Below are 21,064 nucleotides of genomic sequence, written 5' to 3'. Positions count from 1 at the left end.
TGGGGGTATGGATTGGGAAATTCTTGTCACCGTGATCTGCGGGTTGGCCATCGCCGTCGGAGTGGCTGGCGTGGTCATCCCCATCCTCCCCGGCAGCATTCTCATCATCGGTGCGCTGTTGGTGTGGGCTTTCACCGTGACGAGCGGTCCCGGCTGGACTGCGCTCGCCGTGGGCGGGGTGTTCGCTCTGGCCGGACTCCTGGCGGGAACCATATTGACGGGGCGAAAGCTGCGTCAGCGGAAGATTCCGGGGCGGTCCATCACTGTAGGGCTGGTGCTGGGCGTCGCGGCGATGTTCGTCATCCCGGTGGTGGGATTGATTGTCGGATTCGTTGTTGGCCTGCTGCTCAGCGAAGCCGCAAGGCTGCGCGATTTCAGGGCGGCTGTAACCTCCAGCGGCGAGGCCTTGAAGGCTCTGGGCCTTGGAATCGTGGTGGAACTCCTGCTTGCGTGCGCGGCGGGCAGCGCATGGATCCTTGCCGTCTGGGCACATTTCGCCATGCGCTGACCCGCCACGGAATGAACGCCTACCGCCGGTAGCCGCGGTTCTTCCCACGCGTGTTCTTGGCGTTGGTTTGGCCCTGTTGGCGCTTGCCGAGCAGTTTCGATGCAATGACCGGTGCGAGCATCCAAAGAATTTTCTTCAGCATGTTGTTCCGCCTTTCGTGGAATGAACCTCCATAGTAAGCACACTGATCAATTCTGTGCGGGATCGACGGTGACGAAATTCCTGAGGGCCTCGAGTTGCGCAAGCCTGCACTCGGGCTTCAGATACATCATGTGACCGGCCTCGTGGTAGTGGTGCGAGATCCTTGCCCGAGCCTCATCATTGAGCGCCATATGGGCGAATACGTACTCGGCCGCGAAGTGCGGAGTGGCGCCGTCCTGGTAGCCGTAATCCACGTGTACCCGCAGCGTCGGATTGTGGACCATGAGCCGCTCAAGCACGTCACTGACGTCAACGGGTGCGCCTTCGAAGGTCCGGTAGCTCCAGGGCTGGACCCGCGCGGTAAGGATCTCGTACGGGAGGTCATTCTCATACCCAAGCTCGGCGCGCACGTAGTGGTTGATCGCCGCCGCAAACGGCCCTGTGATGGCGCGCATGCTCGGATCATCCGTGGAGCTGGAGGACTGCGGGTTGGCCGGCGGCGCTGTGAAGCGCCCATCGATCCGCCCCACTGCGAGTCCCTCCGCCCGCAGGAGCTCAGCCGCGAATTCGTGGTACGCCCAGCGCAGGTTCGTGCGGCGGATGAAGCCCTCGTCGAGGGTGGTGAGCGCGCTCAGGCGGGTGACGGCGTCGTCGTACTCGGGTTGGGTGAGCCGGGCGCCCTGACTGAGGGCATAGCCGAAATCGCGGGAGGCGTACTCCTCCGCCTCGCGAACGACATCGGTGAGCTCCCTGCCGGGGTGGCGGCCGTGATAGTGGGCGATCGCCGCGTAGGTGGGGAGGTGGAGTGCATACGGGGTGTCGCTGCCCGGGAAGAAGCGGAGTGTTGACATGTTGAGCACCGTGGAAATGAGGCCGAGGCCGTTGACCGCCATGCCATAGGCATCGAACAGGCGGCCGGCAACGGCGACCGCCCGAAGGGTTCCGTAGGACTCGCCCACGAGGTACTTGGGCGAGAGCCATCGATTGTTGCGCGTAGTCCACAGGCGGATGACTTCCGCCACGAGGTCGCGGTCCTCGACGAAAGCGTGGAACTCGTCGGTCTTCTCACCCTCAATCACCCGCGAAAAGCCTGTGCTCACCGGGTCAATCAGAACGAGGTCGCTGTGTTCGAGGAGGGTCTCGGGGTTGTCAACGAGACCGAAGGGCGGGGGAGTCATCGCCCCGACATCACCTGAGTCCACACGGCGTGGTCCCAGCAGTCCGAGATGGAGCCAGACCGAAGAAGAACCTGGACCGCCGTTGAACGCGAAAGTGACCGGCCGCTCAGAAGTGCTGTTGTCCTTGGTGTACGCGACGACGAAGATCTCGGCCTTCGGCTTGCACCCCTCCGATTTGCCGTCTTTGGTTTCTTCACGCCGCAGAACTAGCCGGCCGGTGGTGGTGGTGTATTCGAGGCCCGAGGCAGCGGTGTGCTGCCGTGTCACGAAGTCGTCGCTGACTTCCTTGACGGCGTCGGGCTCCGTTTTCTCGACGGTGGTATTTTCAGTTGCGAATTCTTCTGCCATCCCTTGAGCCTATCGGTGGTTACGGAAGGCAACTACCCCCGTTTGGAAGTTTGCATGGTCGGTTCGATGTCAGCGCTCCATAGATGATTTTGTTCCGGACGGGCGAAGAAGAGCGCTGCGATCAAACCGATGACGACGACGGTTCCAGGCAGAAGCAGCGACTCACCCATGGCTGCCGCATATTCCGCAGACCGCGCCGGTGTGCCCACGGCGCCGTTTGCCGCCAGGCGTGCCTGCATGATGGCCGCGATGCCCGCGCTTCCAATTACGGCTCCCACCTGACGCGTGGTGTTGTAGACGCCGGATCCGGCGCCGGCGAGCGACGGCGCGAGATTGCGTGTGGCTGTCAGCGAGACCGGAGCCCAGATGCCTGCGCTTGCCAGGCCGATCAGCGCGACAGGCAGCAACAGCAGCCAGATGGGGGTGGTCGGTGTGAGCAGTGACGCAAGCCAGAACAAGGCAACTGCCATGCCGGTGAAGCCGAAAATGGCCATGTACTTGGGGTTTCCGCGTTGGACGAGCTTTCCGATGAAAGGAGCCAGCGCACCGGAGATGATCGCCATGGGGGCCAGCAGCATCGCAGCCTGCGTGGGTGAGAGGTTGCGAACGTTCTGCGCATAGAGCATGAGCGGCAGGCTCATGGTTGTGATGGTGAAACCCATGGCTGAGATTGCCGCATTGGCGAGCGAGAAGTTGCGGTCGCGGAAAAGCTTCAGCGGCACCAGCGGTTCTTTGCGGTTGTAGCGCTGCCATACCAGGAAGGCAGTGAAAAGCACGGCACCTGTGATGATGAGGGACCAGACTGAAATGGGACCGGCAATAGGACCCCAGTTGTAGGTCTGACCCTCCTGAAGACCGAACACCAGGCAGAACATTCCTGCTGCACTGAGAACCACGCCGAGGAGGTCGAAGGAGTGGTTTGTGGTGGTCAGGTTTGGAACCAGGCGGTAGGCCAGGAAGAATCCGATGACGCCGACAGGCAGGTTGACGAAGAAGATCCATTCCCAGCCGAGCGTGTCAACAAGGACACCACCCAGGATGGGGCCGGCAAGAGTGGCGATGCCCGCCACGGAGCCCCAGAGACCCATGGCTGAGCCCCGTCGGTCCGGAGGAAAGATGCGGGTGATGACGGACATTGTCTGGGGCGTCATGAGGGCCGCGCCCAGCCCCTGGAAAACGCGGGCGAGGATAAGTAGTTCGATGGTCCCGGCGAAACCGCACATGGCGCTCGAAGCAGTGAAGACTGCCAGTCCGGCGAGGTAGATCCGGCGGGGCCCGAACCTGTCACCCAACCGTCCCGTGACCAGCAGCGGCACGGCGTAGGCAAGGAGATAGGCGCTCGTGACCCAGATGGCGCTGTCTATGTCTGCCTGCAGGCCCTCCATGATGGCGGGCGTGGCGACAGAGACAATGGTGGAGTCAACGAGGATCATGAAGAACCCGATGACGAGCGACCATAGCGCCGGCCAGGCCCGGATCTCCGGAGCGGAGGATTGCATGATTCGAGGGTACAGCCGGGCTCTGACAGTTGGTTCTTGTCCCGCATGCTGAGGTATCTTGGTTGCTCCGGGGCTTTAGCTCAGTTGGTAGAGCGTTTCGTTCGCAATGAAAAGGTCAGGGGTTCGATTCCCCTAAGCTCCACTCGTCCCGTCGTGGGCACCTTCCGCCACATACCCTTTCCGTCGCGGTATGTTGATTCTGCACCGGCCTGGCAGGAAGAAGTCATCCACGGGTCCACTGATTACGAATCCCTTAATCCGGATCCAGATGAGAAGAGGCGGAGATGCCGGACACGGACCTTTGGACGACGGAACGAATGCTCACCACCGCTGCCCGCCTGACCGAGAATGCCTGGAACGAGCGTCTTCACGCGCTCGGAATTACGCATGCCGCCTTCATCACGCTGCGCACCGTCGAGGCTCACGGCCCGCTGTCTCAGGTTGAGCTGGCTGACCATCTTCATGTCACCGCGCAGACTGTCGGGCGAACACTGGCACGCCTCGAGCAGCAGGGTTTGGTCTACCGCCACAGCAGTGAAAGCGATCGCCGAACCTTCGTCGTCAGCCTTACCGAGCCTGGCAGATCGCTGCTCTCCGAGGCGGAGCGTCACGAGCGGGAATTCGCGCTCGACCTGCAGCGTGCGTCTCCTGAACTGCGCCGGCTGTTGATGAAGGTTATCGAGGATCTGCTTCCCGCCCGTTTCCCTCCGAACGGCGTGGAGCAGGCAGGCCAAAACAGCTGAACTAGGCGACAAACCGCTGGCGCTGTACGGAATCCGTACAGCGCCAGCGGTTTGTTTTTCAGGAGTTACGGCGTGTTCGAGCTGCTCTGAACGTTGGACTTGGCATCCTGAGCCCGGTCCTTGACGTCCGAGGCAGCGCTCGTGCCTTCTTCCTTGACTGTATTGGCTGAGTCCGTGGCGGTCTGCTTGACCGAGTCCATGGCCTGCTGTGCCGGCTCCTTCATGTCTTCGGCTACCTGCTTGGCGGCGTCTGTCACTTCGGAGACGAGAGGCTGTGCCTTTTCCTTTACAGCCTGGGCGGCTTCCTTTTCCTTCTGGCTCGCCGGGATGAGCGAGGAGGCAAGGAGGCCGGCTCCGAAGGCGATCAAGCCCGCGGCGAGAGGGTTTCCCTGCGCCTTCGAGGTGACGCGCTGCGGTGCGTCATGAAGTGCGTCACCTGCATGGTGTGCCGAGTCTTTCATTGACTGTGAAGCGCCGTGCGCACTGCCCTTGGCAGAGTGCGAGGCATCATGGGCTGAGCCCATCACGCTGTTCTTGACGTTGCCAAGCGCGCTCTTGACCTTGTCGGTCTGCCGGTGGGCAATGTTCGACGGACTTACCTTGTCCGCGACGGCGTCAACATCAGTGCCCAGTTCGCGGCGGGTGCGTTCGATGTCCGCACGGATTTCATCAGGTGTCTGGTTCATGGCGTGTGCTCTCCTGGTTTCAACGTAGGCGGAATTTCCTTGGCTGTCTCAGCGGTCTGCGGCATGCCCTTGATCGACTTCATTTCCTTCTTCCCCTTCAAGGCGAGGACTGCAGCGATGATGCCCCAGATCACGGCAACAATCACCGAGGCCCACCCAAGGCTCTCGATCCACTCGGCGAGGCCCCACATCAGAGCGAGGGAAAGAAAAAGAAGCACGAAGTGCCCAGCGACTGCGGCGCCGCCGAACATCCCAGCGCCCTTGCCCGCGCGCGTTCCTGACTCACGCAGTTCAGCTTTCGCGAGCTCGAGTTCCTGGCGCATCAGCGTCGACAGGTCACTGGTGACCTCACTGAGCAGCTGCCCCAAAGAGGCATTCGAACCCTGGTCATTGTCCGGGCTCGGCGGCGGCGGTTGCGCCGCATGTGATCCGTGGAGGTGTGGCTCGGTCATTAGCGGAAGTCCCTCCCTGATTCAGTGCCGGTTACTCCGGGCTGGCTAAGCGGAGTGGTTGGGGTGACGGTAGGCGTGGTGGTTGGCTGGGCCACCGGCGGTGTGTCGATGCCGGCGCCATAGGCCGGCTGGTCGGTTCCGTACTCGTCAGGCACCGGCGGGTAGGTAGCGACGTGCTGGCCGCCTGTTGCCGATCCGGCGGGGCTGCCGGTCGAGGGTGAGCCGCTCGAATCGGATCCGCCCTGAAGGCCGCGTGCGAGGCGTCCCGCGAGGAGGCCTGCTCCGGCTGCGACCATCAGGAACGCACCGGGCCGACGGCGGGCAAAGCCGGTAACTTCGTCAAGCAGTGATCCCGGATCACGTCCCTCAAGCCATGAAGCAGCGCTCCCGGTTCGCTGGGCTGCCTGCTGAACGAGATGCTGGGCGGTGCCGCTCTCGGAGTTCTGCGCCATGGAATTCAGCTCATCGCTGAGGGAGCGCAGACCGTCGGTGACGCGCTGCTGCTGGGTTCCGGCCTGGCTCTTCAGGTCGGAGCCAAGCTCGCCGACAAGGTTCCTGGCCTGGGCGCCGGCCTCGTGTGCCACGTTCTTCGCTTCTGACCCCGCGGTCTGTGCGACGCCCTTGGCTGCGTCTGCGCCCTGCCGCCCTACATCCTTGGCTTCATCCTTTGCAGCAGACTTAGTGGACTGTCCGGAGGACGAGGTGTTCTGCGCGCCCGGCGTTGAAGTAACCAGCGGGTCTTCTGACCAGTTCTGTGTGCTCATAATGACTCCTTTATTGATGTGGAGGACTTCTGGAAGGTAAGCCATCGCATCTACACAATAAGCATGCTTAGCATATGATCACAAGACCGCAACGAAAACTCCCATTCAAACCGCCAAGCTCGCAGGGACCTGTGTGGACAGCCAGCTTAGTATTCTGAGCGGGAGTCGGCTAGGGCTACAAGCGCAACCAGGGAGACTCATGACTGGATCATCCGCATCACCGGGATCATCACGGAACGACGACGTCAGTATTGTTGCCTGCCCCGACGGGCCTCTGCTCGTAAGGGGAGAGGTGCCCATCGTCACTCCCACGGGCGAACCGGTGCCTCGTCGTCGTAAGACTGTGGCGCTGTGCCGCTGCGGAGCCTCGACAATCAAGCCGTATTGCGACGGGACACATAAGCTCATCAACTTCCGCACGGAGCCGGAACTGCCGGACCCGGCTGACCTTCCGGATGGCCGGCAGTAGGGCTCAACGCAAAAGCCGCCGGTATCGCTGTCAAAGCGACACCGGCGGCGTTTCACCGTAATGCGGTCTGCTTACTCCGCGATGTACATGCCGTTCCAGCCGTGGCCGGCGATTGAGCGGCTGTCGAATCCTCCGTCGCCGTCTCCGTTGTAAAGCCACAGCGTGCCTGCGGTGTCCCGGGCGAGCAGGTCCGTGGTGGTGTCTGCTCCCCACGTGCCGGCACCGGACAGTGCGGTCATAATGTTCCAGCCTTCGCCTGCCACGCGGCGGGTAGCGAATTTGCCTGTCCCGGTGCCAGGGTAGAAGAACAGTGTGCCGGCCTTGTCGCGCGCGATGATGTCGGCGCGACCGTCACCGTTGAAGTCACCGGGACTGACGATGGCGGCCATGACGTTCCAGCCGGAGCCGGGCTGCGTGCGTGCCTTCCAGCCTCCCTCGCCGTCACCTGGGTAAAGGAACAGTGAGCCGTCTTCGGCTCGTGCAATAACGTCCACGTTGTCATCGCCGTCGAAGTCTCCCGGGGTGGCCAGTTCAGTCATGACGTTCCATCCGGCGCCGACTTGAACACCTGAGCGGATGGAGCCGGTTCCGGTGCCCGCGTAGAGCCACATGCGGCCGGCTCCGTCACGGGCGAGAATGTCGGAGAACTTGTCGCCGTTGAAGTCACCTGGCAGCAGGATCGAGCTCATGATGTTCCAGCCGTAGCCCAGCCGGATGCGAGGTTCGAACTTACCGGTGGACGTTGTCGGGTACAGCCAAAGCTCACCATTGGCGTCACGCGCCACGACATCTGGATTCCCATCGCTGTCCATATCCGTCCGGGTGGGAGCCGGTGCCGCTGCCGGTGGTTCCACCGTGACAGTATCCGTGGTGCCGGAAGCGATGAGCATGCCGTTCCAGCCGTGGCCGGCGATTGAGCGGCTGTCGAATCCTCCGTCGCCGTCTCCGTTGTAAAGCCACAGCGTGCCTGCGGTGTCCCGGGCGAGCAGGTCCGTGGTGGTGTCTGCTCCCCACGTGCCGGCACCGGACAGTGCGGTCATAATGTTCCAGCCTTCGCCTGCCACGCGGCGGGTAGCGAATTTGCCTGTCCCGGTGCCAGGGTAGAAGAACAGTGTGCCGGCCTTGTCGCGCGCGATGATGTCGGCGCGACCGTCACCGTTGAAGTCACCGGGACTGACGATGGCGGCCATGACGTTCCAGCCGGAGCCGGGCTGCGTGCGTGCCTTCCAGCCTCCCTCGCCGTCACCTGGGTAAAGGAACAGTGAGCCGTCTTCGGCTCGTGCAATAACGTCCACGTTGTCATCGCCGTCGAAGTCTCCCGGGGTGGCCAGTTCAGTCATGACGTTCCATCCGGCGCCGACTTGAACACCTGAGCGGATGGAGCCGGTTCCGGTGCCCGCGTAGAGCCACATGCGGCCGGCTCCGTCACGGGCGAGAATGTCGGAGAACTTGTCGCCGTTGAAGTCACCTGGCAGCAGGATCGAGCTCATGATGTTCCAGCCGTAGCCCAGCCGGATGCGAGGTTCGAACTTACCGGTGGACGTTGTCGGGTACAGCCAAAGCTCACCATTGGCGTCACGCGCCACGACATCTGGATTCCCATCGCTGTCCATATCCGAGCGCTCGTTTGAGGTGGCAATTGGACTTGTCGCCGGGTAGGTATCGGCAGCAGTGATGGTGACCGAAGCCGAAGTGTTGGAGACGGAATTGATACGCACAGCGGTTCCGGCGTGCGTCATGAAGGTGCTGCCCGCTTGCCACGCGGTGTTCTCTGCGTAGTAACCCGAGTACGGCTTGCTTGAGGGCATCAGGAGCAGCGACGAAGCTTCGGTGAGCCCGCCGCTCTGAACAATCTTGACGCCACGGTTGCCCAGGGTGGCGGTTCCTGCGTCAAAACCGACCGGGGTACGCAGTTCGAGGTAATAGGTTTCGCCACTCCTCGGATCCGTGAACTTGACGGCCCGGTTGGAGGCCGAACCGGCCCAGGGGTAAAGGGTGTAGGTCTTGCTCCCGGAGGCCACGCCGGTGTTTCGGATTTCGTCCCCGCGTCCGAATCCACCGTAGTCCCAGAAGCTCGAGCTGATAGCGGGAGTTTCGAACCAACGGGAGATGCCCATGAGATCGGACGTGTCGCCGTAGCTCCGGATCGAGCACCCCGAGCTGAAGCTTGCAGTGTCCGGTTGGCCGCTCGTGCACTGCAGCGAGTCGGAGTGCATGAGGCCAAGTACGTGCCCAAACTCGTGCGTAACGACGTTCGTAGTGAAGTTGCTGACCTGCGGCATCAGAATGCGACCACTGGTTCCGTTGCTGCTCCAGCCGTAACCGAGGTAGCCCTCCTTCAAAGGCGTTGGAATGAAGACCACCAGCGCCGTGTATGGGCTGTAGGACCAGCGAAGCTCCGATGTCACCTTATTCATGATCTGGTCATAGGAATCGGTGGACTTGGCGGCCGATGCATGGTCCCACACCCGTGAGGCGACCGACATGGAGAGCCGGCCGTTCGACATGCTCCTCCAGTAGGTGCTCGAGACCGCGATCGAGTTCTCGGCCGTCAAGCGCGGAACTGTCGCGGTGCTATCCGCCAGGTCGACTGTCACCAACCGCACCTTGATGTCACCTGCGCGCGAGAGCGTTCCGCCGGCGCCGAGGGGTGACATGGCCGCCCCTTCAGTCGTGGAAGTGAACGAGTGGCCATCCTTCGCCAACGGGCCCTCGAAAGTGTGGTCGGGATGGGCCGGGAACCCGTCCGGGAAGAGCTCATGAATGTCCGCGGCTTCGGCCGGCGCTTCCTCCACAGTCGCGACCTCGGCCGGCGCTACCTCGGCCGGCGCAGTCGTGGCGGGTGACACATCCTGGGGTTCCGGGCTCTGCACGGGCTCCTGGGTTGCGGCTGGCGACGTTACGACCGGAGATGGCTGAACAGATTGTGCCACTGCCGGATGTACCCCGGCCGAAAGGCTTGCGGCCAGGAGCAAAACGCCGGTGAGCGCAGCTGTAGAACGCTGAAGTGAAAGCATGGAAGTCCTTGGTGGTACGAGTGTGGGGTGGGGCTGGCGCCGCCGTGTCCCCCTACGACGGCGCCCGGGCTGTTTCGAGACCATCAGCCCTAAAGGCCCCGCACCAAGTATAGGTTTAGCTATCTCCGGTAAATCGCCGGGAATTCGCAAAGGATTGTCCAAGGAAGCTCAGTTTTCCCGCAGGATATCCGCAAGAGGAATAGTGAGCGAGAAATGCTCGGCAATTCATAATTGCCTAGCCTAATTATTAGGCAAAAAGCAAATGAAATCAGGAAGCGGTGCGGGCAGTGTGCGTACGCTCCGAGTGGCCCGCCAGACGCGGATCCAGCCGGACAACGACTGCGGCCTCCGCCGAAACACCCGGGCGGTTCAAGGCCATCTGGGCAAGAGCCAGCAGGAAAACTGGAAGAGAGAGCAGGATGAAAGTGAAGAGCGCGTACATGGCGATGATGGCGTGGATGGGGGAGTTGAACAGGCTGGCGATGAACGCCGCGCTGCCAAGCCACGTCCACAGCCAGAAGAGCACGACGGCGTAAATCACCGTACGGGCACGCCTGTATTTCAACGGATAATGCACCCGCCGTCGCTTCATTTTATGTGACCCCCAGGTCTCGCGGATCCCGCGCCCCGCGAGTTCCTCTCATGATAGTAAGCCCCGGGAAAGTATTTGTCGCCTAGTTGCCCTTCCAAGGAGATTTAGGCAGCAACTAGGCGACAAAAACTGTTAAAGGAACCGAACATGATCCGGTGTTAGATCCTCTACTCGTGTTACCCCGAGCAGCTGCATGGTGCGCGTGATTTCCTTTGCCAGGATAGTGATGGTGCGGTCTACGCCTGCCCGTCCTCCGGCCATGAGCCCATACAGGTATGCCCTGCCGATCAGGGTGAAGTCCGCACCAAGGGCGAGGGCGGCAACGATGTCGCCGCCGCTCATGATGCCGGTATCGAGCATGATGGACGTCTTGCCGTTCAGTTCGGCGGCGACGTCCGGAAGCAGCCGCAGGGGGATAGGGGCGCGGTCCAGCTGTCGGCCGCCGTGATTGGAGAGCACAATCCCGTCCGCACCGTGGTCCACCACCTTCTTGGCGTCGTCGAGCGTTTGAATGCCCTTGACCACGAGGTTGCCCTTCCACACCTCACGCAGCCAGTCGAGGTCATCAAAGGTCAAAGTGGGATCGAACATGGAGTTGATCAGGTCAGCGACGGTGCCCGAGTAGCGGTTGAGTGAGGCGAACGCGAGTGGCTCGTGTGTCAGGAAATTGAACCACCAGGCCGGCCGATAGGACGCGTCGATGACCGTCTTTACGGTGAGTGCCGGCGGGATGGTCATGCCATTGCGCACATCACGCAGGCGGGCGCCGGCCACCGCAGTATCAACGGTGACCATCAGCGTGTCATTGCCCGCCGCTGCTGCACGTTCGATGAGCTCCATGGAGCGCTCGCGATCCGTCCAGAGGTACAGCTGGAACCAGTTGCGCCCCGACGGCGCTGCCCGCGCTACGTCCTCGATGGATGCAGTTCCCATGGTGGAAAGGGTGTAGGGGATTCCGGCGGCTTCGGCTGCCTGGGAGCCTGCGTATTCTCCCTCCGACTGCATCATGCGGGTGAAGCCGGTGGGTGCGATGCCGAACGGCAGGGCAGACTCCTTGCCCAGGACCGAAACTGAAGTGTCGACCTTCTCGACGTTCCGCAGGATCCCGGGGCGGAACTCGAGGTCAAGGAAAGCTTCGCGCGCCCGCCGCAGGGTGATCTCCGCTTCCGCCGCGCCGTCGGTGTAATCGAAGGGAGCAGTGGGAGTGCGACGCTTGGCGATGGTGCGAAGATCGCCGATCGTGTTTGCACGCCCCAACCGGGCACTTTGGCTGAACTCCGGCTTCTTGAACTGCATCAGAGGGGCCAGGTCAGCAACTTTGGGGATCCGGCGCTTCAGCGCTTCGGGCGTGTAGGACATGGGAAACCTTCGGGTCGGCGTGTGGTCCGACCACACTAGCTCGATGTGGTCTGACCACGCAAGGTAGCCTTATTTGATGCGCACCCACCAGCTTGTTCAGTCATGGCTTGAGGAACAGCTTGCGGCCGGGCGCCTTGCCGTTGGGGACCGGCTGCCCGGTGAGCGCATGGTGGCGGAACAGTTGGGTATCTCGAGGGCGTCGGCCCGCGAGGGGATACGGGTGCTGGAGGCAATGGGGATTGTCCGGGCCGGCGTCGGATCCGGGCCGGGTGCCGGCACGGTGATCACTGCCAATCCCGGTGCCGCACTGGGCGCAGCACTTCGCCTGCACATGGCGACCTCGCACCTGCCGATCGAGGACATCGTCCAGACGCGCCTGCTTCTGGAAACCTGGGCGGCAGCCCATGCCAGGCCCGCAGCGCCCGCAATGGAGAATGCCGCGGCGCTCCTCGAGGCGATGGAGTCTTCAGCTCCGGACGAGAAGGAATTCCTGCGGCTCGATGCGCTTTTTCACGTTGCTCTGGCTGACGCGGCCGGCAACGTGCTGATTGGCGCCATGATGTCTTCGCTCAGGGAATCCATTGAGGGCTACACGCTCCGCCTCACGCGCACCCTGCCTGATTGGGCGGCGACCTCCGCCCGCCTCCGCGCCGAGCATCGCTACATCCACAATGCAATCAGGAACGACGACGGCGCACTCGCTGCGGAGATGGTGGCGAACCATATCGAGGGCTTCTATAAAGAGGCCGGGTTCTCCGGGTCCTGATCGCTGGTCTTCCGCTACTGATCTTCCACTGCGTGGAGTCCACTCCGCCCGCGGACCTGACGCTGCGGTTCCGCCAGTTCCTCAATTGCGGCTTGCAGGTGCGAGCGTAGCTCGGGAGACAACAGTGCCTCATCCGATACCAGCGTGCGCTCGATGTTGCGGCCCTTCTCCAGCGTCGCGAGACCTTTTTCGGTGATGCGGACTGTCTGGCTGCGGCGGTCGTCATCCCCGCGGGTGCGTTCAATATGCCCCTTGGCCTCAAGCCGATTGAGAGTCTTCCCAATTGTCTGAGCCTGCACATGCACCAGTTCGGCGAGCTGCGCCTGCCGGAGCGGCCCGTAACCTGCCAGTACGGCCAGGGCAGTGAACCCGGCGTGGGTGACGTCCAGTTCAGCCAGGCGTTGGTTCCACGATTGCTCAACGAGCCGCGCTGCTGTCGTGAGAAGCCGGCCTGTCGACCAGGCTGAAAGATCGGGCATGCGCTGTCACCTTCCCTGTCGATTCATTTATCCATCTAATCATCAGCTTACTTATGATTGCTGTGGAATCAACCGTGCAGGGCGGGAAAGGTAGCTGTCAAGCCTCAGGAATTTGAGAGAAGTGCCCTCAGGACAGCTTCGGAAGCGTCAGCCGCGTACCCTGCTGCACCGTCCATGGCGGCCGCAATTGAAGGAGCGGTGTCCGCCAAACTACGAGCCTGCCCTACTCCGTGCGCTGCCAGATCGGCGTCGGACAGCGTGATGCGCCCGGCAACTGCAAGTACCGGCAGGCCGAGATCCCGTGCGCGGTCCGCCAACCCGAGCGGAGCCTTTCCGAATTGCGATTGCGCGTCGAGTGAACCTTCACCGGTGAGCACCACATCAGCGTGAGCGAGCTTTCCGTCCAGCCCGGTGAGGCCGGCAACCAGCTCAAAGCCAGGCTCCAGCGAGGCTTTTGTGCAGGCCAGGAAGGCGGCAGGGAACCCACCGGCGGCTCCTGCGCCGGGCTGCTGAACGTCCACCCCCGTGGTGTTTTCCAGAAGGTGTGCCCATCGGGTCAGTGCGGCGTCGAGCTCCGTGCGGAGGCCGGCGTCGGCACCTTTTTGCCCGCCGAACACGTGCGCAGCACCGTCGGGGCCGAAGAGCGGATTCTGTACGTCGACGGCGATCCGCAGCCGGACACGGTGAAGACGGGGATCCAGGCCGGAGAGGTCCAGGGCCGCCGCGCGTGCCAGAGCCAGCCCGCCCAGGGGAAGTTCCCCGCCGTCGTCGTCAAGGATCTTGGCGCCCAGGGCACGCAGGGCGCCCGAGCCGCCGTCGGTCATCGCCGACCCGCCCACGCCCAGCACAATCTCCGTGGCGCCGGCATCGAGAGCAGCAGCCAGCAGCTCACCGCTGCCGTAGCAGTGGGCCGAACCGGCCGTGGCTCCGCTAGGCGTGATGAACTCGAGCCCACTTGCACGGGCCGTCTCGATGACGGCCGTAAAACCGGTGAGCGCCCAGGGGGCGTCCACCCAGTCGGTCAGCGGTCCGCGGACCCTGGCCTGCCGCCTGTCGCCTCCGGCTGCGAGGACGGCCTCGAGGGTTCCCTCACCGCCGTCCGCGATGGGCTGCAGGGTGAGGTGCGCATCCGGCAGTACGCGGCGGACGCCGGCGGCCATCGCTTCGGCGGCTTCGGCTCCGGTCAGCGTGCCCTTGAATTTGTCCGGTGCTATCAGGATTCTCATGGCGCCGGGCTAAGCTCCTGCGGATTCGCGGATGATGACTTCTCCGGGGATCGGTGCCGGAGGCGCCTTGTCAGGATCCAGTGCAAGGTTCGCCGCCTCTTCACCCAGCTGCTCGAGAGGTAGGTGCACGGTGGTCAACGCGGGGAAGTAGTCGCGCAGGGTAGGGATGTCATCGAAGCCGGTCACCAGGGCATCCGCGGGGACCGAAACGCCCAGGGCGCGCAGGCCGGCGATCGCGCCGATTGCCATCACGTCATTCACCGCCAGCAGGCAAACGCCGCGTTCCCCCTTGAGCTCGTCCCAGCAGCGTTGCGCGGCGTCGAAGCCGCCCTCACGGTCGAACCCACTGACGACGACGGCGGCAGGCTCCAGCCCCGCTGCCTTCAGTGCGCGGGTGAAGCCGGAGACGCGGTCCCGTGCGGTATTCAGTTCGGTGGGCCCGGCCAGGATGGCGAACCGCGTAACTCCGAGCGAGACGAGTGAAGCTACGAGGTCCGCCGCGCCGTCGGCATTGCCCACCGGTACGGTCAGTCCGGAGCCGGGGGAGCCGCCGATGGTCACGACGCGCCCGCCGTTCTGCTGGTACCGGGCCAGCTCGTGCTCAAGCTCGGGATCTGCCTGTGCCCGGCGGGAGCCGGCCAGGATGATGGCATCGGTGCGATGGGAGGCGAAGGCGGCGACGGCGTCGTGCTCCGCGCTTTCCGAAGGATCGGTGCTGGCCAGCAGGACCTGGCGCCGATAGTGCCGCGCCGCGTGCTGGACGCCGCGCGCAATGGAGGAGAAGTAGGGGTCCGAGATGTCGTGCACAACGAGGCCGACCAGGCCGGTGGAGGAGCGGGCGAGGGCCTGCGCCTGCGCGTTGGGCACGTACCCGAGTTCGAGCGCCGCGGCGCGGACGCGTTCGGCGATTTCTTCTGCCGGGCGCCGGGAGGAGCCGTTCAGCACGCGGGATGCCGTGGCCAGGGAAACTCCGGCATGGCTGGCCACACCGGACAGGGTTACAGCGGCCACCGGGCTCCTTCGCGTAGTACATGCTCCCGCTGGGTGTGCGGCAAGCGACCTTCGGTGCGGTCGGAAGCTCACTCAGCGGGGAGGGGTTGACGTGGTCTCGATCACTACCCTATATTGGAAAGCGCTTTCCACCAACATTCTTTCCTCTTCGGGAGTACAACGTGACTGAGACCAAGACCATCCGCATCGCGATGAATGGCATCACCGGCCGGATGGGGTACCGGCAGCACCTGCTGCGCTCGATCCTGCCCATCCGCGAACAGGGTGGCGTCACCCTTGCGGACGGGTCAAGGGTGCAGGTTGAGCCCATCCTCGTAGGACGCAACGAAGCGAAGATCCGCGACCTGGCCCAGCAGCACAAGGTTGAGCACTGGACCACGGACCTGGACGGGATCATTGCGGACCCCACCGTCGACGTCGTCTTCGATGCCTCCATGACCTCGCTGCGCGCCGCGACCCTCAAGAAGGCCATGGCTGCCGGCAAGCACATCTACACCGAGAAGCCCACGGCCGAGACCCTCGCCGAGGCCGTAGAGCTGGCGCAGATCGCCCAGGAAGCCGGGGTTACCGCCGGCGTTGTCCACGACAAGCTGTACCTGCCCGGCCTGGTGAAGCTGCGCCGCCTGGTGGATGAAGGCTTCTTCGGCCGTATCCTGTCCCTGCGCGGCGAGTTCGGCTACTGGGTCTTCGAGGGTGACCACCAGGCGGCCCAGCGCCCCTCGTGGAACTACCGCAAGGAAGACGGCGGCGGCATGACCACGGACATGTTCTGCCACTGGAACTACGTGCTCGAGGGCATCATCGGCAAGGTCAAGACCGTCAACGCCAACACCGTCACCCACATCCCCGCCCGCTGGGATGAGCAGGGCAAGGAATACAAGGCAACCGCCGACGACGCCGCGTACGGAATCTTCGAACTGGAGACACCTGCGGGGGAGCCTGTGCTGGCGCAGATCAACTCCTCCTGGGCTGTCCGCGTCTACCGGGACGAACTGGTTGAGTTCCAGATCGACGGAACCCACGGTTCAGCCGTTGCCGGGCTCAACAAGTGCGTTGCCCAGCAGCGGGCCCACACCCCCAAGCCGGTGTGGAACCCGGATCTTCCCGTCACGGAGTCCTTCCGCGACCAGTGGCAGGAAGTACCCGCGAACGCCGAGCTGGATAACGGCTTCAAGCTGCAGTGGGAAGAGTTCCTCCGCGACGTCTCCGCCGGCCGCGAGCACCGCTTCGGTTTGCTGTCCGCAGCCCGCGGCGTCCAGCTCGCCGAGCTCGGCCTGCAGTCCTCCGCTGAGCGCCGTACTCTCGACATCCCGGAGATCACGCTATGACCTCGCTCTACCTCCCCACTACGGCCGGTTCGCTGGAGCGCTACGAACTCGCACCCGCTCGGGAATGGGCCAAGCCAGCGGCGCCGCTCACCGCCCGGCACGCGTACGCGGCTGCACACGTTATTCCTGAGGTCACCGCCGACAACACTCCCGGTGCGCCCGCGGTCCTCGACTGGGACACCACGCTCGCCTACCGTCGGGAACTCTGGTCCTACGGGCTCGGCGTCGCCGACGCCATGGACACCGCGCAGCGGGGCATGGGCCTCGACTGGGCGGCCACGCAGGAACTGATCCGCCGCTCCGGTGCGGAGGCTGCCGCCGTCGTCGGTTCGAATGCGGACGCTACGCGCGGCAAGACGGTCCGGGACCTGCTTGCCTGCGGTGCCGGCACCGATCAGCTGTCCATCGCGGACCTGCCGTCGGGGCGGGCCGGGCTGAACGCCGTCGTCGAGGCCTACCGCGAGCAGATCAAGGTGGTGTCCGACGCCGGCGCGAAGGTCATCCTCATGGCGTCCCGCGCGCTCGCCGCTGTGGCGCAGAGCCCGGCGGACTACCAGTACGTGTACGGGATCCTGCTGGCTGAGGCGGACGAGCCTGTGATCCTGCACTGGCTCGGCACCATGTTCGATCCGGCGCTGGACGGCTACTGGGGCAGCAACGACGTTTCCGCTGCGACCGACATCTTCCTGGACCTCATCCGCGCGCAGCCCGAGAAGGTGGACGGCGTCAAGGTGTCCCTGCTCGATGCCGCCCACGAGACCGCCCTGCGCGCGGCCCTTCCCGCGAGCGTGCGGCTCTACACCGGCGATGACTTCAACTACCCCGAGCTCATCCACGGCGACGGCACGCATTACTCGGATGCGCTGCTGGGCATCTTCGCGGCGATCTACCCTGCCGCGTCGGCAGCCCTGCAGGCGTACGACGACGGCGATGCGGACCGTGGGCGCGCGATCCTGGACTCGACTCGGGAACTGGGCAAGCAGATCTTCAGTTCGCCGACGTTCTACTACAAGACCGGGGTTGCGTTTCTGTCCTGGGTCAATGGGCATCAGCCCGGATTCCAGATGGTCGGCGGCCTGCACTCCGGGCGTTCAGCGCTCCATCTCACCGAAACCTTCCGCCTTGCCGACAAGGCCGGGCTGCTCGCTGATCCGGACGTCGCCGCGCACCGCTTCGAGTGGCTGCTTGCGAGCTATGGGGTGGGCGCATGAGCCGCCTCTCGCTGAACACGGCGACCACGAAGAACATCACCCTGGCGGAGGCGGTTGCGTTGTCCGCCGACGCCGGGCTGACGCACATCGGGCTGTGGCGGGACCGCGTGGCGGAAGCCGGGGTGGACAAGGCCGCGCGGCTCGTTTCCGAAGCCGGACTGTCCGTCTCAAGCCTGTGCCGCGGCGGGTTCCTGACCGCCGCGGATGAAGCGGGCCAGGCAGCTGCCCTTGCCGACAACACGCAGGCGATCGTCGAAGCGGCAACGCTGGGCACCCGTGAGCTGATCATGGTGGTGGGTGGACTGCCCGCTGCCGGTTCGCTCGCCGGCGGCACTGCCGTCGACCCTTCGGCGCCCGGCGCCAAGGACGTGGCCGCCGCACGCCGGCGGGTTGCCGACCGCATCGCCGAGCTGGTCCCGGTGGCCCAGGAGCATGACGTCCGCCTGGTTCTCGAGCCGCTGCACCCGATGTATGCGGCGGACCGCGCGGTGCTCTCGACGTTAGGCCAGGCGCTGGATCTGGCAGCCCCGTTCCCGGCGGAGACTGTCGGCGTGGTCGTGGATACTTTCCATGTGTGGTGGGATCCGGCGCTCGAGTCCTCGATCCAGCGTGCCGGGGCCGAGGGACGTCTTGCGTCGTACCAGGTGTGCGACTGGAACCTGCCCATCGCAGCTGATGCGCTGCTTTCCCGCGGGTACATGGGGGACGGCTACATCGACTTCGAGACGATCACCCGCTGGGTTGCCGCGACCGGTTACGCGGGACCTGTCGAGGTCGAGATCTTCAACCAGGAGATCTGGAATTCCCCGGCGTCTGACGTACTGGCCACTGTGAAGGCCCGCTACGAGTCCCTCGTCGAGCCCTACCTGTAGGTCTGCCTGCTCTAGAGCTATCTCTCAAACGCGGCGGAAAGGTGCAGGATCGTCGGATCAATCCGGCGATTCTGCACCTTTCCGGCGTTTCTGCGTGGACCATGAGTCGTTAGGCTGGGGCGCATGAGTGGAAGAGACGTGCTTGTTGAGGCCTTCGGTCGCATCCCGGACGCCGTGTCCCAGGCGGTGGACGGGCTCGACGCCGGCCAGCTCGCCTACCGGCCACGCCTTGCCGATGGCGCCGGTTCTGCCGGCAACAGCATCGCGTGGCTGATCTGGCACCTCACCCGCGTGCAGGACAATCACCTGGCCGAGGCTGCCGGGCGTGAAGAGTTGTGGCTGGCCGACGGCTGGGTCGAGAAGTTCAACCTCGACCTGCCGCGGGAGGACACAGGTTACGGCCATTCCTCCGCGGACGTGGACAGGGTGCGCCCGGATTCCGCTGCGCTGCTCCTTGACTATCACCGCGCGGTGCACGCCCGGACGCTGGCTTTCGTCGAGAACCTTAGCGAAACGGACCTGAACCGGATCATTGATACGTCTTGGGATCCGCCGGTCACGCTGCGGGTGCGGCTGGTCAGCGTCATCGAGGACTGCCTGCAGCATGCCGGCCAGGCGGCATACCTGCGGGGTCTCCTGGCCTGAGGCAACACCGCCCACCTACCTACCTACCTACCGCAAACCCGTTGCCTTCCCGCATCTGACGCGGCATCCGGGCCGCGGCGTTGGCGGGAAGGCAACGGATTGGCAGGTTGTGGGGCGCGTGTTTGCCGGCGGGAGGTCAGAGTCCGGTCACCCGAGTCCGGTCACCCGAGTCCGGTCAGCCGAGCCCAGTCACCCGCAGCGTGAGGTTGAGCCGCCCGTTCAATCCCAACCCAGGATCCGCCGTGCCGGGATACGTCTTCATGACGCCGTGGTACGCCATCCGCGATTCGCCGCCGAACACGAAGAGGTCCCCGGACTCGAGCCGAACGTCCGTCCAGGGCCTGTTCCGGTTCTGCGTGTTCCCGAAACGGAAGAGGCAGCTGTCGCCGATGCTCAGCGATACAACCGGTGCAAGGGACTTCTCCTCCTTGTCCTGGTGCATGCCCATCTTCGCCGAGGAATCGTAGAAGTTGATTAACGCAGCGTCCGGATCGTAGGCGTCGTCGCGTGAACCATACGCCGCCTCGACGGCGTCCCGGCCCAACTCAGCCAGCCACGAAGGGAACTCGGCGACCGGCCCGCCGCCGACGTCGTCGGCTGTCCTGCTGTAGCGGTAGGGCACCCAATGCCAGCCCAGGCACACGGTCTGCACCGACATCTGCGAACCGTTGGGCATCCGCGTGTGCCGCATCGGAACCGGGCCGGACGCCCACTCGCGGCACGCGGTCACGAGCTCGCGCTGGCGCTCCGGATCCAACCAGTCCGGAACGTGCACTGCGCCGGGAGCGACGACGGCGGGATCGCGGGGCAGAAGGGACGCCATGGGTTAATTGTCCCGCATAGTTTTGTCGAACACCGTCTGTGATCGGGGCATTGTGTGTACCGGCGCCGGGGGCTACGCTCGCTCGCATCGATGCTGTTGAGGAGAAGTCATGGCCAGTCGCCAGTCCTACCGAGATGGAACACCCTGCTGGATCGATCTCGTCAGTTCTCAGCACACGGAGGCAGCGGACTTCTACGGCCGGTTGTTCGGCTGGGAGGTCGAGGACATGGGCCCCGACTACGGGCACTACACCAAGTTCCTCAAGGATGGCCGGGCCGTGGGCGGGTTGATTTCGAATACCCCGGGCTCGGGCTTCCCTGACGGCTGGATCACCTACTTCGCGGCCGGCGACGTCCGGGCTCTCACTGAGAAGGCGCAGCTTGAGGGAGCAGAGGTGCTGGTTGCGCCGTCCGCTGTCTCGGACCAGGGCAGCGTCGCGCATCTTGCGGACCCATCGGGCGCGACCTTCGGTCTCTGGCAGGGCGACCGTCTGCCAGGATTCGGCGTGCATGGTGAACCCGGAGCTGCAGTCTGGCACGAACTGACGACGCGGCTGTACCGGCAATGCGTGGACTTTTACGGGCGCGTGCTCGACTGGGAATTACAGGTGGAGAGCGACACGGATGACTTCCGGTACACGACGGGTCTCGTCAATGGGGAGCAGCAGGCAGGCATCATGGATGCGGCCAACCTCCTGCCCGAAGGCGCACCCTCCGCCTGGGGCGTTTACTTCGGCGTGGAAAACACGGACGACGCCGTTGCCCGCGTCCGCGAACTCGGTGGCACCGTGAAGAGCGAACCACAGGATTCCCCGTATGGCAGGGGGGCCACGGTGGCGGATCCAACCGGCGTCGTGTTCCGGATCAACTCCCGCTAGGGCCCGCACCCGCCACGAGAGCTACCCCCGGGCTGGTCCAGCGGATCCGTTCCCCGGGCGCACATGAAGT

At 64.2% G+C, this 21,064-nt stretch carries 22 protein-coding genes and 1 tRNA gene; 10 read left to right on the top strand and 13 right to left on the bottom strand.

The genetic code is table 11. From position 1 onward, the window contains the following. Positions 1-7 precede the first annotated feature (7 nt). The gene (locus tag AC1MBU_RS00565) at positions 8-508 is read left to right on the top strand and encodes a DUF456 domain-containing protein (RefSeq protein ID WP_277358914.1); all 501 of its coding nucleotides are present in this window, start codon (positions 8-10) and stop codon (positions 506-508) included. 19 nt (positions 509-527) lie between these two features. On the opposite strand, the gene AC1MBU_RS00560 is transcribed toward AC1MBU_RS00565, so the two are convergent. The 3 genes from AC1MBU_RS00560 to AC1MBU_RS00550 are packed head-to-tail and all read right to left on the bottom strand — an operon-like array spanning position 528 to position 3,674. Next, entirely contained in the window at positions 528-650 is a 123-nt protein-coding gene (locus AC1MBU_RS00560) for a hypothetical protein (protein WP_277358915.1), read from the bottom strand. 46 nt (positions 651-696) lie between these two features. Beyond that, positions 697-2,175, bottom strand: a complete 1,479-nt coding sequence (locus AC1MBU_RS00555; protein WP_479788108.1) for a S10 family peptidase — start codon at positions 2,173-2,175, stop codon at positions 697-699. A 32-nt stretch (positions 2,176-2,207) separates the two neighbouring features. Beyond that, complete coding sequence (locus AC1MBU_RS00550) at positions 2,208-3,674, bottom strand: DHA2 family efflux MFS transporter permease subunit (protein WP_479788106.1); 1,467 nt, start codon at positions 3,672-3,674, stop codon at positions 2,208-2,210. A gap of 69 nt (positions 3,675-3,743) precedes the next feature. Between AC1MBU_RS00550 and AC1MBU_RS00545 the strand changes: the two genes are divergently transcribed. Then, positions 3,744-3,816 (top strand) — tRNA-Ala (locus tag AC1MBU_RS00545). A gap of 142 nt (positions 3,817-3,958) precedes the next feature. Next, positions 3,959-4,417: a MarR family winged helix-turn-helix transcriptional regulator gene (locus AC1MBU_RS00540; RefSeq protein ID WP_277358918.1), complete on the top strand. Its 459-nt coding sequence runs from the start codon at positions 3,959-3,961 to the stop codon at positions 4,415-4,417. Positions 4,418-4,482: 65 nt separating this feature from the next. Here the strand turns inward: AC1MBU_RS00540 and AC1MBU_RS00535 are convergent, their stop codons facing one another. From AC1MBU_RS00535 to AC1MBU_RS00525, 3 genes are read right to left on the bottom strand one after another with little or no spacing between them, the layout of a single operon-like run. After that, positions 4,483-5,103 carry a DUF3618 domain-containing protein gene (locus AC1MBU_RS00535; RefSeq protein ID WP_277358919.1) on the bottom strand — a complete coding sequence of 207 codons (621 nt, stop codon included), beginning with the start codon at positions 5,101-5,103 and terminating at the stop codon, positions 4,483-4,485. Next, the gene (locus AC1MBU_RS00530) at positions 5,100-5,555 is read right to left on the bottom strand and encodes a phage holin family protein (protein WP_277358920.1); all 456 of its coding nucleotides are present in this window, start codon (positions 5,553-5,555) and stop codon (positions 5,100-5,102) included. The genes AC1MBU_RS00535 and AC1MBU_RS00530 overlap by 4 nt, the downstream gene beginning before the upstream one ends. Then, positions 5,555-6,319, bottom strand: coding sequence for a hypothetical protein (locus AC1MBU_RS00525; protein WP_471672339.1), 765 nt, complete (start codon positions 6,317-6,319; stop codon positions 5,555-5,557). Before AC1MBU_RS00525 ends, AC1MBU_RS00530 begins: the two co-directional genes overlap by 1 nt. Before the next feature lie 199 nt (positions 6,320-6,518). On the opposite strand from AC1MBU_RS00525, the gene AC1MBU_RS00520 reads away from it, so the two are divergent. Next, the gene (locus tag AC1MBU_RS00520) at positions 6,519-6,788 is read left to right on the top strand and encodes a CDGSH iron-sulfur domain-containing protein (RefSeq protein ID WP_471672338.1); all 270 of its coding nucleotides are present in this window, start codon (positions 6,519-6,521) and stop codon (positions 6,786-6,788) included. A gap of 71 nt (positions 6,789-6,859) precedes the next feature. On the opposite strand, the gene AC1MBU_RS00515 is transcribed toward AC1MBU_RS00520, so the two are convergent. From AC1MBU_RS00515 to AC1MBU_RS00505, 3 genes are all read right to left on the bottom strand, one after another. Continuing rightward, positions 6,860-9,661, bottom strand: a complete 2,802-nt coding sequence (locus AC1MBU_RS00515) for an FG-GAP-like repeat-containing protein (RefSeq protein ID WP_479788103.1) — start codon at positions 9,659-9,661, stop codon at positions 6,860-6,862. Positions 9,662-10,073: 412 nt separating this feature from the next. Further along, entirely contained in the window at positions 10,074-10,370 is a 297-nt protein-coding gene (locus tag AC1MBU_RS00510; protein ID WP_479788102.1) for a hypothetical protein, read from the bottom strand. 159 nt (positions 10,371-10,529) lie between these two features. Further along, the gene (locus tag AC1MBU_RS00505) at positions 10,530-11,756 is read right to left on the bottom strand and encodes an alpha-hydroxy acid oxidase (protein WP_479788100.1); all 1,227 of its coding nucleotides are present in this window, start codon (positions 11,754-11,756) and stop codon (positions 10,530-10,532) included. 76 nt (positions 11,757-11,832) lie between these two features. Between AC1MBU_RS00505 and AC1MBU_RS00500 the strand changes: the two genes are divergently transcribed. Continuing rightward, positions 11,833-12,522 (top strand): FadR/GntR family transcriptional regulator, encoded by a 690-nt coding sequence (locus AC1MBU_RS00500; protein WP_479788098.1) that lies wholly within the window; start codon positions 11,833-11,835, stop codon positions 12,520-12,522. A 14-nt stretch (positions 12,523-12,536) separates the two neighbouring features. On the opposite strand, the gene AC1MBU_RS00495 is transcribed toward AC1MBU_RS00500, so the two are convergent. The 3 genes from AC1MBU_RS00495 to AC1MBU_RS00485 form a co-directional block, all read right to left on the bottom strand. Next, positions 12,537-13,001 (bottom strand): MarR family winged helix-turn-helix transcriptional regulator, encoded by a 465-nt coding sequence (locus AC1MBU_RS00495; protein WP_346027546.1) that lies wholly within the window; start codon positions 12,999-13,001, stop codon positions 12,537-12,539. Between the two features lie 104 nt (positions 13,002-13,105). Next, positions 13,106-14,227 (bottom strand): glycerate kinase, encoded by a 1,122-nt coding sequence (locus tag AC1MBU_RS00490; RefSeq protein WP_479788096.1) that lies wholly within the window; start codon positions 14,225-14,227, stop codon positions 13,106-13,108. A gap of 9 nt (positions 14,228-14,236) precedes the next feature. Then, positions 14,237-15,238 carry a LacI family DNA-binding transcriptional regulator gene (locus AC1MBU_RS00485; RefSeq protein ID WP_277359928.1) on the bottom strand — a complete coding sequence of 334 codons (1,002 nt, stop codon included), beginning with the start codon at positions 15,236-15,238 and terminating at the stop codon, positions 14,237-14,239. A 191-nt stretch (positions 15,239-15,429) separates the two neighbouring features. Between AC1MBU_RS00485 and AC1MBU_RS00480 the strand changes: the two genes are divergently transcribed. The 4 genes from AC1MBU_RS00480 (at position 15,430) to AC1MBU_RS00465 (ending at position 19,294) form a co-directional block, all read left to right on the top strand. Then, a complete protein-coding gene (locus tag AC1MBU_RS00480) occupies positions 15,430-16,566 on the top strand; it encodes a Gfo/Idh/MocA family protein (protein ID WP_277359930.1) in 1,137 nt (378 codons plus the stop codon). Beyond that, positions 16,563-17,777, top strand: coding sequence for a dihydrodipicolinate synthase family protein (locus tag AC1MBU_RS00475; RefSeq protein WP_479788094.1), 1,215 nt, complete (start codon positions 16,563-16,565; stop codon positions 17,775-17,777). The genes AC1MBU_RS00480 and AC1MBU_RS00475 overlap by 4 nt, the downstream gene beginning before the upstream one ends. After that, positions 17,774-18,649, top strand: coding sequence for a sugar phosphate isomerase/epimerase family protein (locus AC1MBU_RS00470; protein WP_479788092.1), 876 nt, complete (start codon positions 17,774-17,776; stop codon positions 18,647-18,649). The genes AC1MBU_RS00475 and AC1MBU_RS00470 overlap by 4 nt, the downstream gene beginning before the upstream one ends. Before the next feature lie 123 nt (positions 18,650-18,772). Beyond that, a complete protein-coding gene (locus AC1MBU_RS00465) occupies positions 18,773-19,294 on the top strand; it encodes a mycothiol transferase (RefSeq protein ID WP_479788090.1) in 522 nt (173 codons plus the stop codon). Positions 19,295-19,469: 175 nt separating this feature from the next. On the opposite strand, the gene AC1MBU_RS00460 is transcribed toward AC1MBU_RS00465, so the two are convergent. After that, a complete protein-coding gene (locus AC1MBU_RS00460) occupies positions 19,470-20,117 on the bottom strand; it encodes an alpha-ketoglutarate-dependent dioxygenase AlkB family protein (RefSeq protein ID WP_479788089.1) in 648 nt (215 codons plus the stop codon). Between the two features lie 109 nt (positions 20,118-20,226). Here AC1MBU_RS00460 and AC1MBU_RS00455 point away from each other — a divergent pair, with 109 nt between their 5' ends. Then, the gene (locus AC1MBU_RS00455; protein WP_479788088.1) at positions 20,227-20,994 is read left to right on the top strand and encodes a VOC family protein; all 768 of its coding nucleotides are present in this window, start codon (positions 20,227-20,229) and stop codon (positions 20,992-20,994) included. The last annotated feature ends 70 nt before the right edge of the window (positions 20,995-21,064 follow it).

The organism is Arthrobacter sp. PTI12 (genome assembly GCF_056679915.1).
The sequence above is the reverse complement of the archived record's forward strand: the minus strand, read 5'-3'. Positions and strand labels throughout refer to the sequence as shown.

Excerpts from the sequence above, each read along its gene's own strand:
- AC1MBU_RS00565 (WP_277358914.1), top strand. The coding sequence starts at position 8 with ATGGATTGGGAAATTCTTGTCACCGTGATCTGCGGGTTGGCCATCGCC.
- AC1MBU_RS00560 (WP_277358915.1), bottom strand. The coding sequence starts at position 650 with ATGCTGAAGAAAATTCTTTGGATGCTCGCACCGGTCATTGCATCGAAA.
- AC1MBU_RS00555 (WP_479788108.1), bottom strand. The coding sequence starts at position 2,175 with ATGGCAGAAGAATTCGCAACTGAAAATACCACCGTCGAGAAAACGGAG.
- AC1MBU_RS00550 (WP_479788106.1), bottom strand. The coding sequence starts at position 3,674 with ATGCAATCCTCCGCTCCGGAGATCCGGGCCTGGCCGGCGCTATGGTCG.
- AC1MBU_RS00540 (WP_277358918.1), top strand. The coding sequence starts at position 3,959 with ATGCCGGACACGGACCTTTGGACGACGGAACGAATGCTCACCACCGCT.
- AC1MBU_RS00535 (WP_277358919.1), bottom strand. The coding sequence starts at position 5,103 with ATGAACCAGACACCTGATGAAATCCGTGCGGACATCGAACGCACCCGC.
- AC1MBU_RS00530 (WP_277358920.1), bottom strand. The coding sequence starts at position 5,555 with ATGACCGAGCCACACCTCCACGGATCACATGCGGCGCAACCGCCGCCG.
- AC1MBU_RS00525 (WP_471672339.1), bottom strand. The coding sequence starts at position 6,319 with ATGAGCACACAGAACTGGTCAGAAGACCCGCTGGTTACTTCAACGCCG.
- AC1MBU_RS00520 (WP_471672338.1), top strand. The coding sequence starts at position 6,519 with ATGACTGGATCATCCGCATCACCGGGATCATCACGGAACGACGACGTC.
- AC1MBU_RS00505 (WP_479788100.1), bottom strand. The coding sequence starts at position 11,756 with ATGTCCTACACGCCCGAAGCGCTGAAGCGCCGGATCCCCAAAGTTGCT.
- AC1MBU_RS00500 (WP_479788098.1), top strand. The coding sequence starts at position 11,833 with ATGCGCACCCACCAGCTTGTTCAGTCATGGCTTGAGGAACAGCTTGCG.
- AC1MBU_RS00495 (WP_346027546.1), bottom strand. The coding sequence starts at position 13,001 with ATGCCCGATCTTTCAGCCTGGTCGACAGGCCGGCTTCTCACGACAGCA.
- AC1MBU_RS00490 (WP_479788096.1), bottom strand. The coding sequence starts at position 14,227 with ATGAGAATCCTGATAGCACCGGACAAATTCAAGGGCACGCTGACCGGA.
- AC1MBU_RS00480 (WP_277359930.1), top strand. The coding sequence starts at position 15,430 with ATGAATGGCATCACCGGCCGGATGGGGTACCGGCAGCACCTGCTGCGC.
- AC1MBU_RS00475 (WP_479788094.1), top strand. The coding sequence starts at position 16,563 with ATGACCTCGCTCTACCTCCCCACTACGGCCGGTTCGCTGGAGCGCTAC.
- AC1MBU_RS00470 (WP_479788092.1), top strand. The coding sequence starts at position 17,774 with ATGAGCCGCCTCTCGCTGAACACGGCGACCACGAAGAACATCACCCTG.
- AC1MBU_RS00465 (WP_479788090.1), top strand. The coding sequence starts at position 18,773 with ATGAGTGGAAGAGACGTGCTTGTTGAGGCCTTCGGTCGCATCCCGGAC.
- AC1MBU_RS00460 (WP_479788089.1), bottom strand. The coding sequence starts at position 20,117 with ATGGCGTCCCTTCTGCCCCGCGATCCCGCCGTCGTCGCTCCCGGCGCA.
- AC1MBU_RS00455 (WP_479788088.1), top strand. The coding sequence starts at position 20,227 with ATGGCCAGTCGCCAGTCCTACCGAGATGGAACACCCTGCTGGATCGAT.